The sequence below is a fragment of the Micromonospora sp. NPDC051924 genome, assembly GCF_055586005.1.
Window position 1 is genome coordinate 187,173 of record NZ_JBVJJA010000002.1, and the last position, 12,310, is coordinate 199,482.

At 72.1% G+C, this 12,310-nt stretch carries 10 protein-coding genes; 7 read left to right on the top strand and 3 right to left on the bottom strand.

The genetic code is table 11. The features are described from left to right. Positions 1-237: 237 nt before the first annotated feature. The 5 genes from ACZ6S5_RS02215 (at position 238) to ACZ6S5_RS02235 (ending at position 6,121) form a co-directional block, all read left to right on the top strand. Complete coding sequence (locus ACZ6S5_RS02215) at positions 238-1,548, top strand: extracellular solute-binding protein (RefSeq protein WP_465996843.1); 1,311 nt, start codon at positions 238-240, stop codon at positions 1,546-1,548. 127 nt (positions 1,549-1,675) lie between these two features. Beyond that, positions 1,676-2,659, top strand: a complete 984-nt coding sequence (locus tag ACZ6S5_RS02220) for a carbohydrate ABC transporter permease (RefSeq protein WP_465996845.1) — start codon at positions 1,676-1,678, stop codon at positions 2,657-2,659. A gap of 41 nt (positions 2,660-2,700) precedes the next feature. Continuing rightward, entirely contained in the window at positions 2,701-3,564 is an 864-nt protein-coding gene (locus tag ACZ6S5_RS02225) for a carbohydrate ABC transporter permease (protein ID WP_465996982.1), read from the top strand. Further along, entirely contained in the window at positions 3,561-4,994 is a 1,434-nt protein-coding gene (locus ACZ6S5_RS02230; protein ID WP_465996847.1) for a GH1 family beta-glucosidase, read from the top strand. The genes ACZ6S5_RS02225 and ACZ6S5_RS02230 overlap by 4 nt, the downstream gene beginning before the upstream one ends. 80 nt (positions 4,995-5,074) lie before the next feature. Further along, complete coding sequence (locus tag ACZ6S5_RS02235) at positions 5,075-6,121, top strand: LacI family DNA-binding transcriptional regulator (protein ID WP_465996849.1); 1,047 nt, start codon at positions 5,075-5,077, stop codon at positions 6,119-6,121. Between the two features lie 114 nt (positions 6,122-6,235). Here the strand turns inward: ACZ6S5_RS02235 and ACZ6S5_RS02240 are convergent, their stop codons facing one another. After that, a complete protein-coding gene (locus ACZ6S5_RS02240; protein WP_465996851.1) occupies positions 6,236-7,447 on the bottom strand; it encodes an acyl-CoA dehydrogenase family protein in 1,212 nt (403 codons plus the stop codon). Further along, entirely contained in the window at positions 7,448-8,521 is a 1,074-nt protein-coding gene (locus tag ACZ6S5_RS02245; protein ID WP_465996853.1) for a phosphotransferase family protein, read from the bottom strand. 150 nt (positions 8,522-8,671) lie between these two features. Between ACZ6S5_RS02245 and ACZ6S5_RS02250 the strand changes: the two genes are divergently transcribed. Together ACZ6S5_RS02250 and ACZ6S5_RS02255 are read left to right on the top strand one after the other, a co-directional pair. Further along, positions 8,672-9,376, top strand: a complete 705-nt coding sequence (locus ACZ6S5_RS02250; RefSeq protein ID WP_465996855.1) for an ACT domain-containing protein — start codon at positions 8,672-8,674, stop codon at positions 9,374-9,376. A gap of 80 nt (positions 9,377-9,456) precedes the next feature. Continuing rightward, positions 9,457-10,542, top strand: a complete 1,086-nt coding sequence (locus tag ACZ6S5_RS02255; RefSeq protein ID WP_465996857.1) for a GNAT family N-acetyltransferase — start codon at positions 9,457-9,459, stop codon at positions 10,540-10,542. Between the two features lie 198 nt (positions 10,543-10,740). On the opposite strand, the gene ACZ6S5_RS02260 is transcribed toward ACZ6S5_RS02255, so the two are convergent. Then, positions 10,741-12,306, bottom strand: a complete 1,566-nt coding sequence (locus ACZ6S5_RS02260; RefSeq protein ID WP_465996859.1) for an aldehyde dehydrogenase family protein — start codon at positions 12,304-12,306, stop codon at positions 10,741-10,743. Positions 12,307-12,310: the final 4 nt, after the last annotated feature.

Sequence of the window (12,310 nt, forward strand, 5' to 3'; positions counted from 1 at the left end):
GACGGCTTGCCCCGGGGCGGCGCGGTAACGATCTGGGAACGCTCCCATAGGCCTATTGACACCCCTGACACCTGCCGGCAATCTCATGGGAGCGCTCCCGCACAGCGGCGTCTCAAGCCACATCGCCCGTCGCGGCAGCGTCCCAGAAGCAAAGCCTCACCACGTGACCTGCCCGGCCGGCGGGCGGGCGCAGGTCAAAAACCACCACATGACATACCCACCTGAGAGGGGTCAGGGATGAGCGTCATCAGGCGCCGGCTCCGCACTGTCGCGGTCGCAGTGCTCGCCGCGGGCGTTGCTCTCGGCAGCGCGGCATGCAGCAAGAAGGACGATGCGGGCTCGACCAGCGAGGGCGGCCAGGTCAAGCTGGTCCTGCAGACCTTCCAGAACTTCGGCTACGACCAGGCCATCAAGGACTTCGAGGCGGCGCACCCGAACATCAAGGTCGAGCACCAGAAGATGGGCGAGCTGCGCGACTTCCAGCCGAAGCTGGTGCAGTGGCTCGCCGCGGGCAGCGGCGCCGGCGACGTGGTCGGTCTGGAGGAGGGCGTCCTGCTCGGGTACGTCCAGAACCCCGACAAGTTCACCAACCTGCTCGACCTGGGCGCCGGTGAGCTGAAGGCCAACTTCCCCGAGTGGAAGTGGAACAACGCCCTGACGCCGGACGGCAAGAAGCTGATCGGGCTCGGCACCGACGTCGGTGGCCTGGCCATGTGCTACCGCAAGGACCTGTTCCAGCAGGCCGGTCTGCCCACCGACCGGGACGAGGTCTCGAAGCGGATGAGCACCTGGCAGGACTACATCGCGCTGGGCAAGGAGTTCAAGGCCAGCGGCAAGGTCAAGGCCGCCTGGCTGGACAGTGCGACCAGCCTGATGCAGCCGTACGTCATGCAGAACTCGGAGACCTTCTTCTTCGACAAGGACAACAAGTTCATCGGCGACACCAACCCGGTCATCAAGCAGACCTGGGACATGGGCCTGCAGATGGCCAAGGACGGGCTGACCGCCAAGACGCAGCGGTGGAGCGCCGACTGGGACGGGGCTTTCAAGAACTCCGCGTTCGCCACCCTGCCCTGCCCGGCCTGGATGACCGAGGGTGTCATCGCCCCGAAGTCCGGCCCGGCGAACTCCGGCAAGTGGGACATCGCCAACATCCCCGGCGGCGGCGGCAACTGGGGTGGTTCCTACCTGGCCGTCCCGGCGCAGACCAAGCACCCGAAGGAGGCGTACGAGCTGGCCAAGTACCTGACCGGCAAGGAGGGCCACCTGGCGGCGTTCAAGGAGGCGGGCGCCATGCCGTCCGACATCGCCGGCCTCGACGATCCGGCGTTCAAGGACAAGACGAGCGAGTACTTCAGCGGTGCGCCCACCGGCAAGATCTTCGGTGAGAGCGTCAAGAACATGAAGCCGGTCTTCCTCGGCGCCAAGCACCAGCAGGTCTGGGAGACCATCTTCGAGCCGCAGATGCAGGCGGCCGAGCGTGGCCGGCTCAGTTCGGACGCCGCCTGGAAGAAGGCGGTGGACGAGGCCAAGAAGGCGACCAGCTGAGTCGCCGGTGACCCGGCCGGGCCCACGGGGATCGCTGCCCGTGGGCTCGGCGGCGGCGCCCACACCCGCCGTGGGTGTGGGCGCCGCGGCGAGGTCGCCGCCGCCCCACCTCCCGGAAGGACCTGCAATGAGTTCGACTGTCGGCGCGGCGCCACCGTCGCGCGCCGCCTCGCCGCCCCCGTCCGCCCCGCTGCACCGGCGCCGGTCGTACCGGCTCGGCCGCTGGGATCTCAAGTACTCCCCGTACCTCTACATCGCCCCGTTCTTCGTCCTCTTCGGGGTCTTCGGTCTCTTTCCGGTTCTCTACACGGTCTACGTCTCGCTCTTCGACTACGAACTGCTGAGCGGAACCAAGGAGTTCGCGGGGCTGGAGAACTACCGCCTCCTGATCCAGGACGCCCAGTTCTGGAACGCGGCCTACAACACCCTCGGCATCTTCGTGCTCAGCACCGTGCCGCAGCTCATCGTGGCGCTGATGCTCGCCAACCTGCTGAACCGGCAGATGAAGGCCCGCACGCTGCTGCGGATGGGTGTGGTCATCCCCAACATCACCTCGGTGGCCGCGGTCGGCATCATCTTCGCGCTGATCTTCGCGGACCGGTACGGCCTCATCAACTGGCTGCTCGGCACCGTGGGTTTCGACCCCATCGCCTGGCGGGACAACCGCTTCGCCTCCTGGTTCGCCATCGCCTTCATGGTTGACTGGCGGTGGACCGGCTACAACGCGCTGATCTACCTCGGCGCCATGCAGGCCATCCCGAAGGACCTGTACGAGTCGGCGTCGCTGGACGGCGCCTCGACCTGGCGGCAGTTCTGGACGATCACCGTGCCGCTGATCCGGCCGACGATCCTCTTCACGGTCATCATCTCCACCATCGGTGGCTTCCAGATATTCACCGAGCCTCTGATGTACGGGAACGGGCTGGTGCGCGGCGGGGTGGACCACCAGTTCCAGACCCTGGCCATGTACATCTACGAAAAGACCTTCACCGGGAACTCCGAGTACGGGTACGGCTCCGCGATGTCCTGGTTGCTCTTCATGATGATCATCATCTTCGCGCTGATCAACTTCGCGCTGGTGCGCCGGTCGGTGAAGGGGGACAAGAAGTGACCACCACGCAGACCCTGCCCCGCTCGGTCACCCCGCCTCCGGTGCCGTCCCGCCGCCGCGGCCGCGGTCGGCTGCCCGGCGCCCAGCTCTGGCAGGCCAGTCCGCTGACCTACCTCGCGCTGATCCTCGGCGGCGTGCTGTCGATCTTCCCGATCATCTGGTCGTTCATCATCGCCTCGCGGGACAACGGTGCGGTCTACGAGATGCCGCCGACCCCCGGCGACCAACTGTTCAGCAACATCGACCGGATGCTCGCCAACGAGGACGCCGCGTTCGTCTACGGTCTGGTCAACTCGGCCGTTGTGTCGACCGTCGTCACCATCTCGGTGATCTTCTTCTCCAGCCTGGCCGGCTTCGCCTTCGCCAAGCTCAGGTTCCGGGGCAGCAACGCGCTGCTGCTGATCATCATCATGACCATGATGGTGCCGACCCAACTCGGTGTCATCCCGCTCTACCTCATGATGGTGGAACTCGGCTGGACGGGCACCCTGCAGGCGGTCATCGTGCCGTTCCTGGTGCAGGGCTTCGGCGTGTTCATGATGCGCCAGTACGCGATGTCCGCGATCAGCGACGAGCTGATCGAGGCGGCCCGGCTCGACGGCTGCTCCACCTGGCGGATCTACTGGAATGTCGTGCTGCCCGCGCTGCGGCCGGCGGCGGCGGTGCTCGGCCTGCTGACCTTCATGCAGACCTGGAACGAGTTCCTCTGGCCGTTCATCGTGCTCACCCCGGACACCCCGACGGTGCAGTACTCCCTGAAGATCCTCTCGTCCGGGCTGTACCAGACGGACTACGTGGCACTGTTCGCGGGCACCGCACTGGCGACCCTGCCACTGTTGATCGTGTTCATCATCTTCGGCCGTCAGATCATCGGCGGCATCATGGAAGGCGCCGTCAAGTCGTGACCAACCCAGCCAGCCCGCCCCCGGTCGGCGTCCTCGACCAGGGCCGGGAACTGACCTTCCCGCCCGGCTTCCTCTGGGGCGCGGCCACCGCCGCGTACCAGATCGAGGGCGCGGCGGCCGAGGGCGGCCGCACCCCGTCGATCTGGGACACCTTCAGCCACAGCGAGGGCCGGACGGTGGCCGGACACACCGGGGACGTGGCCTGCGACCACTACCACCGGATGCCCGAGGACGTGCGGCTGATGGCGGACCTGGGGCTGAAGTCGTACCGCTTCTCGGTCTCCTGGCCCCGGGTGCAGCCCGGCGGCAGTGGTCTCGCCAACCAGGAGGGGCTGGACTTCTACCGGCGGCTGGCCGACGAGCTGCTGACCCACGGCATCGAGCCCTGGCTCACGCTCTACCACTGGGACCTGCCGCAGCCGCTGGAGGACGCCGGCGGCTGGCCGGCCCGGGACACCGCCGCCCGGTTCGCCGACTACGCCCAGCTCGTCGCGGACGCCCTCGGCGACCGGGTGAAGTACTTCACCACCCTGAACGAGCCGTGGTGCTCGGCCTTCCTCGGCTACGGCTCGGGTGTGCACGCGCCGGGCCGGTCGGACGGCGCCGACGCGGTCCGGGCCGGGCACCACCTGCTGCTCGGGCACGGGCTGGCGGTGCAGGCGGTCCGGGCGGCCCGGCCGGAGGCGCAGCTCGGCATCACGGTCAACCTCTACCCGGTCACCCCGGCCGGCGACTCGCCCGCCGACGCCGACGCCGCCCGGCGCATCGACGGCCTGGCCAACCGGTTCTTCCTCGACCCGGTGCTGCGCGGGGCGTACCCGGCGGATCTCCAGGCCGACCTGCGCAAGGTCACCGACTTCGGGCACGTCCGGGACGGCGACCTGGCGGTCATCTCGACCCCGCTGGACATGGTGGGCGTCAACTACTACAGCCGGTACGTGGTCGCCGCGCCGGTGGAGAGCGCCGAGGCGGAGGCGTACTGGCGGGCACCCTCGTGCTGGCCGGGCAGCCAGGACGTCCGGTTCGTCACCCGGGGGGTCCCGGTGACCGACATGGACTGGGAGATCGACGCCCCCGGCCTGCTGGAGACCCTGGAGCGGGTCCACCGGGAGTACACCGACCTGCCGCTCTACGTCACCGAGAACGGCTCCGCCTTCGTCGACACGGTGGTCGACGGCCGGGTCGACGACCCGGACCGGCTGGCGTACTTCGACGCGCACCTGCGCACCGCGCACGCCGCGAGCAACGCCGGGGTGCCGCTCAAGGGCTACTTCGCCTGGTCGCTGATGGACAACTTCGAGTGGGCCTGGGGCTACACCAAGCGCTTCGGCATGGTCTACGTCGACTACGACAGCCAGGCGCGGATTCCCAAGTCCAGCGCCCGCTGGTACGCCGAGGTGATCCGACGCAACGGCCTGGCCGCACAATAGGCTGGGCCAGCCAGTAACGGGCGGCCCGGCGCCGACGCCTCAACAGGTGCCGGGTCCGCCCGACGTCGGAGGAGCAGACGATGACAACGCAGCGCACGCGGTCGCTCGGGCGCCCGACCCTCGACGCGGTCGCCGCCCGCGCCGGCGTCGGGCGCGGCACGGTCTCCCGCGTGGTCAACGGCTCGCCGCAGGTCAGCCCCGAGGCCCGGGCCGCCGTGCAGCAGGCGATCGCCGAGCTGGGGTACGTGCCCAACCGCGCCGCCCGGGCGCTGGTGACCCAGCGGACCGACTCGGTGGCGCTGGTGGTCTCCGAGTCGGGGGAGCGGGTCTTCACCGAGCCGTTCTTCGCCGGCATCGTGCGGGGCGTCAGCTCGGCGCTGCTGGAGACCCCGATGCAGCTCTGGCTGGCCATGGCGCAGTCCCAGATCGAGCGGGAGCGGGTCGAGCACCACCTGACCAACCAGCACGTGGACGGGGTCCTGCTGCTCTCACTGCACGACGCCGACCCGCTGCCGACCCTGCTGGAGGAGCGCGGCCTGCCCACCGTGCTCGGCGGCCGGCCGGCCCGGATGCTGCACCCGAAGGCCCAGCCGGCCTGGTTCGTTGACGTGGACAACGTCGGCGGCGCCCGCCAGGCGGTGGAGCACCTCTTCGCGCGCGGCCGGCGCCGGGTCGCCACCATCGCCGGCCCGCAGGACATGGGCGCCGGCCTGGCCCGGCTGTCCGGCTACAAGGAGGCCGTCCGGGCCGCGGGCGGCAGCGTCGACCCCGACCTGATCGCGTACGGGGACTTCAGCGAGGGCAGCGGCACCGCCTGCATGCGCCGGCTGCTGGAGGTCCGCCCGGACCTCGACGCGGTCTTCGTCGCCTCCGACCTGATGGCCTTCGGCGCGCTCCGGGCGCTGCGCGAGGCCGGCCGCCGGGTGCCCGAGGACGTGGCGGTGATCGGCTTCGACGACGCCCCGATCGCCCGGCAGGCCGAGCCGCCGCTCACCACGGTCTTCCAGCCGGTGGAGGAGATGGGCCGGCAGATGGCTCGCCTGCTGGTCTCCCGCATCCGCGGCGAGGAGGTCCCGTCCCCGCACGTTCTCCTCGACACCAAGCTCATCCACCGCGCCTCCGCCTGATCCCCAGCCCACCTCCAAGATCGGCGCTGATTCACGGAAAGAGTGGCCATCGCGCGCGGAATGGCCACTCTTTCCGTGAATCAGGGGGTTGCCGGCAAGGGTTGTGGCCGCGGGTCAGGACCAGCGGCGGAGTTCGCGCTTGGCGAGGGACGCCTTGTGGACCTCGTCGGGACCGTCGGCGAGGCGGAGGGTACGGGTCTGGGCCCAGAGGGCGGCCAGCGGCGTGTCCTGGCTGACGCCGGCGCCGCCGTACCCCTGGATGGCCTTGTCGATCACCCACTCGGCCATCGCCGGTGTGGCGATCTTGATGGCCTGGATCTCGGTGTGCGCGCCCCTGTTGCCGACGGTGTCCATCAGCCAGGCGGTCTTCAGCACCAGCAGCCGGGCCTGCTCGATCCGGACCCGGGACTCCGCGATCCACTCCCGGACCACGCCCTGCTCGGCGAGGGGCCGGCCGAAGGCGACCCGGTCCAGGGCCCGCCGGCAGAGCAGCTCCAGGGCCCGCTCGGCCATGCCGATCAGCCGCATGCAGTGGTGGATCCGCCCCGGGCCGAGCCGGGCCTGGGCGATCGCGAAGCCGGCCCCCTCGGCACCGACCAGGTTCTCCGCCGGGACCCGGACGTCGGTGAAGTCGATCTCGGCGTGCCCACCGTGCGGAGCGTCGCTGTAGCCGAAGACGGTCATGCCGCGGCGGACCGTGACGCCGGGGGTGTCCCGGGGGACCAGGATCATGCTCTGCTGGCGGTGCCGCTCGGCGTCCGGGTCGGTCTTGCCCATCACGATGAAGATCTCGCAGCGCGGGTCCATCGCCCCGGACGACCACCACTTGCGGCCGTTGATCACGTACGAGTCGCCGTCCCGGGTGATCCGGGTGGCGATGTTGGTGGCGTCGGAGGAGGCGACCTCCGGCTCGGTCATGCAGAAGGCGGAGCGGATCTCTCCCTCCAGCAGCGGCTTGAGCCAGCGGTCCCGCTGCGCCTCGGAGCCGAACTCGGCGAGCAGCTCCATGTTGCCGGTGTCCGGGGCGGCGCAGTTCAGCGCCTCCGGGGCCAGGTGCGGGCTTCGCCCGGTCAGCTCGGCGAGCGGGGCGTACTGGAGGTTGGTCAGGCCGGCGCCGTACCGGGGGTCGGGGAGGAACAGGTTCCACAGGCCGCGCTCGCGGGCCTCGGCCTTCAGCTCGTCCATGACCGGCGGGCGGGCCCACGGGTCACCGGCCGCGGTGACCTGCTCGTGGTGCACCGGCTCGGCCGGGTACACGCACTCGGTGAGGAACGCCTCGAGCCGGTCCCGCAGCTCGACCGTCCGGGCGTCGTACGCGAACTCCATCTACTTCTCCCTCACCGCGTGCAGACCGTGCTCGACCAGCGGCGCCACCATCTCGCCGATCCGGTCGAAGCCTTCGCCGAGCGTCTGCCCGAGGGTGTGCCGGTAGTGGATCCCCTCACAGATCACCGCGAGCTTGAAGCAGCCGAGCGCCACGTGCCAGTGCAGCGGCCCGACGTCGACGTCGCTGCGCCCGGCGTACCGGTCGATCAGCTCGGCGCCGCTCGGAAAGCCGGCCCGGGGGCCGATGCCGTCGGCCACCGGGTTGCCCTCGGCGAGCTCGCTGTCCCCGAGCACGCTCCAGTACGTCAGCAGCAGCCCCAGGTCGGCGAGGGGGTCGCCGAGGGTGGCCATCTCCCAGTCGAGCACCGCCCGGACGGCGACCGGCTCGACCGCGGCGAGCAGGTTGTCCAGCCGGTAGTCGCCGTGCACGATCCGGCCGGCGTTCGCGCCCTCCGGCACGCTGCCGGCGAGCGCGTCGCGCAGCTCGTCGATGCCGGGCAGCGGGCGGCTGCGGGAGCGGTCGAGCTGGCCGGCCCAGCGGCGGACCTGCCGGGCCAGGTAGCCCTCGGGGCGGCCGAAGTCGGCCAGGCCCACCTCGGCCGGGTCGACCAGGTGCAGCGCGGCGAGGGTGTCCATCATCGCCATGGCCAGCTCGCGCCGTTGCCCGGCGGTGAGCGGGTCGGTCTGCGCACGGCTGCGGTAGACCTCGCCGTCGACCTTCTCCATCAGGTAGAACGGGGCGCCGATCACGTCCTCGTCGGGGCAGAGCAGCAGCGCGGCGGGGACCGGCACGCCGGTGGGGGCCAGCGCGGAGATCACCCGGTGCTCCCGGGCCATGTCGTGGGCGGTGGCCAGCACGTGCCCGAGCGGCGGCCGGCGCAGCACCACCTCGCGGTCGCCCGCGCGCAGCAGATACGTGAGGTTGGACTTGCCTCCGGCGATCAGCCGCGCCGACAACGGCCCGGCCAGCTCGGGCCGGTGCGCGGCCAGGTACGCGCCGAGCCGGTCGAGGTCGAGCCCGCGCGGGGCCGAGCCGGTCGGGGGCTGCACCGCGTCGACGGCCGGATCGGTCATCCGGTTAGTTGATGGCAGCTCAGCTTTGTTGTCAAGGTCGGATTTTCCTGGCGGGACATGGCACTGCAACAGGGACGAAATGGTCAACCGGCAGGCTGGGGCCCAGCCTGCCGGCCGCCACGGCCGGCCCGCCGAGCGGAGGGACCAGACATGCTGCTGAGAGTTCGGGTGACCCTGCCGGACCGACCCGGCACGCTCGGCCAGGTGGCCCGCACACTCGGCGTCTCCGGCGCCGACATCGTCCAGGTGGTCGTGCTGGAGCGGCTCGGCGGGCGGGCGGTGGACGACTTCACCGTGGTGTGGCCGGGCGCGGCGCGGGTGGAACGCCTGCTCGCCGGCCTGGCCGCGATCCCCGGCGTACGGGTGGACGGGGTGTGGCGGGCGATCGGCGCGCCGACCACCGGGGGCCAGGACGCCGAACTGCTCGCCCAGGTCGCGGCGAACCCGACCGACGGGGTCGCCACCCTGGTCGACGCGGTGCCCGGGCTGCTCGCCGCGGACTGGGCGGTGGCCGCGGTCGTACCCCTGGACTGGGCCTCGCGCAGCGGCGGCCCGGGTGGGGCGACCGTCGGGCATGCGAGCTGGCGGGCGCCGGTCCCGCCCCGGCTGCCGGAGGTCACCCCGCTGCGGGCCCGGGCGATGACCAGCCCCGAGGGGCACCACTACGCGGTCGCGCCGTTCGGCCGGGCCGGGCTGGTGCTGGTGGTGGCGCGGGACCACACCGAGCCGCTGGCCGCCGCCGCGTTCCACGCCACCGAGGTGGACCGGCTGGCCCAGCTGGTCCGGGCCAGCGCGGTGATACTGGGCGACCGGCTGGACCTGGTCGGCGCCCCGCCGGTGACCACCATCACCTGACCTGTCCCGCCGTTTCACCCGTGGGCAACGGCCGCGCAACAGGCAGCCGGCAGGGTGGTCACCGGCGAAGGGAGCGAACCATGGCGCTGTGGCGGATCCGAGCCACCGTGGACGATCGGCCGGGCTACCTGTCGGTCCTCACGGCGAGCCTCGCGTTGCGCGGGGTCAACATCCTCACCGTGCAGGTGCACACCACCGAGGTGGGTGCGGTCGACGACTTCCTCGTCGACGCGCCCGACCAGCTGACCGAGGCCGACCTGCGGGCGGCCGTCGAGCGGGGCCGGGGCCGGGACTGCTGGGTCGCGCGCAGCGAGGCGCGCGGACTGGCCGACCAGCCCACCCGGGTGCTCGGCCTGGCCACCCGGCTGGTCCGGGAGCCGGACGGGGCCGGCGAGGCGCTGCGCACCCTGCTCGGCGCGGACGAGGTGACCTGGCGCCCCGTGCCGGCCGGCCCGCTCGGCGGGGTGGGCGCCACGACGATGGTGCTGGCCGACCCGTCCGGCGGCTCGTACGAGCTGCGCCGGCGGGAGCCCAGCTTCACTCCGGCCGAGTACGCGCGGGCCCAGGCGCTGGCCGAGCTGGCCGCGACCGTCGCCCGCCGGGACGCCGACCGGGTCACCCTGGTGCTGCCGGACGCGGCGGAGGTGCTGGTCCGGCCGGCCACCGCCGAGGACGTGACCGGCGTGGTGGAGCTGCACGAGAGCTGCTCGGCGCGGAGCCGGCAGCGGCGCTACCTCAGCGGCGCCGGCTGGCCGTCCCCGGCCCGGCTGCGCCGGCTGCTGGAGCCGGCCCAGGGGCTCACCCTGGTCGCCGCGACCGGCTCCGGTGGGGAGGCGGCGCCGGTCGTGGCGATGGCCAACCTCCTCGGCGAGGGGGACGAGGCGGAGGTGGCGCTGCTGGTGCGGGACGACTGGCAGCGGCGCGGGCTGGGTACGGCCCTGCTGCGGCGGCTGCTCGGGCACGCCGAGCGGACCGGCTACGCCGCCCTGCTGCTGCACGTGCAGGCGGAGAACACCCCGATGCTGCGCGCGGTACGCCGGCTGGACCGGCCGACGTCGGTGGAGCGGGACGGCAGCGTGCTGACCGTTACGGTGCCGTTGGTGGCCCGCCGGGCCCCGCTGCCCCGACAGGTCGACGCGACCGCCCCGTCCCGTCGGGCGCACTGACCCGAGGGTCGCCCGCCGCGACGCGTCCCGTGCCGCAACGGCGCGGTCCGGGACGACGACCGGCGGGTGACCCGTACCGGCACCGGTGCCGAACCGGTGCCACCCTGGCCGACCTCCGATGCGGGGGACGGTGACACCGACAGGGCCCCCGATGCGGGGGCCCTGTCCGTGTCCGGGCCCGCCCGGAAATCGGCCGGCTCAGGTCGCCGGGTAGCTGCTGTAGTCGGGGAAGTTGCCGTACAGCCGGCCGTCGCCGCCCACCGTGACCGCCTGCACCAGCAGGTCGCCGCCGACGAACGCGCCCTTCCAGGAGGCGCCCCGACCGCCGAACGGCTCCTCCCGGTCGCCCCGGGACCGCGGCTTGTTGATGCCCACCTTGAACGCCTGGAGGTCCACCGCCAGCTTGCCGGCCAGCTCCTCGTCGTCACAGGCGAGGGAGGCGACCAGCGAGCCGTTGGAGGCGTTCATCTGGGCCAGCAGCTCGTCGGTGGTGTCCACCACGACGATGGTGTCGACCGGACCGAACGGTTCGGCGTGCATCAGCCGGGACCGGCCGGGCGGGGCGAGCAGCACCGCCGGCGCCACGTACGCGGAGGTGTCCTGCCCGTCGAGGAAGGGCGCGCCGTCGAGCTTGCCCCGGTGCAGCGGCACCGCGCCGCCACGGACCGCCTCGTCGACCTTGCGGCGCAGCTCCTCGGCCTTGGCCGCACTGATCAGCGGGCCGAAGTCCAGCTCGGGCAGCGGGTCGCCGGGCCGCCACGTCTCGTCGACCGCAAGTGGATGGCCGAAGTGGATCGATCGAACCACCGGCAGGTACATGTCGAGGAACTGGTCGACCAGATCCCGCTGGACCACGAACCGGGGGTACGCGGTGCAGCGCTGCTTGCCGTACTCGAAGCCCTTCTTGAGGTGCGCGGCGAGCAGGTCCCACTGGGAGAAGTTCCAGATGCCCCAGGCGTTGAGGCCCTCCTGCTCGATGAAGTGCCGCTTGTCGGAGTCGAGCAGCGCGGCGGCCACCTTGCCGCCGTTGGAGCGGCCGCCGACGAACGCCACCGCGCCGATCTCCGGGGCGCGGACCAGCACCTCGGAGAGTTCCTCGCCGCTGCCGGAGACCAGCGTGGCGGGCAGGCCGGCGCGGCGCATCAGCGCGTGCGCGACGGTGAGGCAGACCGCGCCGCCCTGCGACGGGGTCTTGGCGATGACCGCGTTGCCGGCGAGCAGCTGCACCAGCTCGGCGTGGACCAGCACGCTCATCGGGTAGTTCCAGGAGGCGATGTTGCTGACCGGGCCGGGCAGCGGCTCGCGGCCGTCGGCGAGCATCCGGTCGATCTCCTGCACGTACCAGCGCACGCCGTCCAGGGCGCGGTCGACATCGGCGCAGGCCAGCCGCCACGGCTTGCCGATCTCCCAGAGCAGCAGCATGGCGAGCAGGTCGCGGTGGGCGGCGAGCGCGTCGAGCGCCTCGGTGACCCGGGCCTTGCGCTCGGCCAGCGGGGTCTGCGCCCAGTCCCGGTGGCTGGCGGCGGCGTGCGCGACGGCGGCGCGCGCCGTGTCCGCGTCGAGCCGGGCCAGGTTGACCAGGACGGTGTTGTCGACCGGGGTGCGCACCGGGGCCGGCGCGCCGACCGCGTGCCACTCACCCTCGACCAGGTTGTGCAGGGTGGCGCCACCGTCGGGCGCGGTGCCGAAGGCCTCCGGTGTGGCGGCCACCGCGCGGGCGAGTGTCTCGGACCAGGAGGTGCCGTCGGCGAGTCTGAGAGCCATCGCG

Coding starts and splice junctions, on each gene's coding strand:
- ACZ6S5_RS02250 (WP_465996855.1), top strand. CDS start 8,672: ATGCTGCTGAGAGTTCGGGTGACCCTGCCGGACCGACCCGGCACGCTC.
- ACZ6S5_RS02255 (WP_465996857.1), top strand. CDS start 9,457: ATGGCGCTGTGGCGGATCCGAGCCACCGTGGACGATCGGCCGGGCTAC.
- ACZ6S5_RS02245 (WP_465996853.1), bottom strand. CDS start 8,521: ATGACCGATCCGGCCGTCGACGCGGTGCAGCCCCCGACCGGCTCGGCC.
- ACZ6S5_RS02240 (WP_465996851.1), bottom strand. CDS start 7,447: ATGGAGTTCGCGTACGACGCCCGGACGGTCGAGCTGCGGGACCGGCTC.
- ACZ6S5_RS02260 (WP_465996859.1), bottom strand. CDS start 12,306: ATGGCTCTCAGACTCGCCGACGGCACCTCCTGGTCCGAGACACTCGCC.
- ACZ6S5_RS02235 (WP_465996849.1), top strand. CDS start 5,075: ATGACAACGCAGCGCACGCGGTCGCTCGGGCGCCCGACCCTCGACGCG.
- ACZ6S5_RS02215 (WP_465996843.1), top strand. CDS start 238: ATGAGCGTCATCAGGCGCCGGCTCCGCACTGTCGCGGTCGCAGTGCTC.
- ACZ6S5_RS02220 (WP_465996845.1), top strand. CDS start 1,676: ATGAGTTCGACTGTCGGCGCGGCGCCACCGTCGCGCGCCGCCTCGCCG.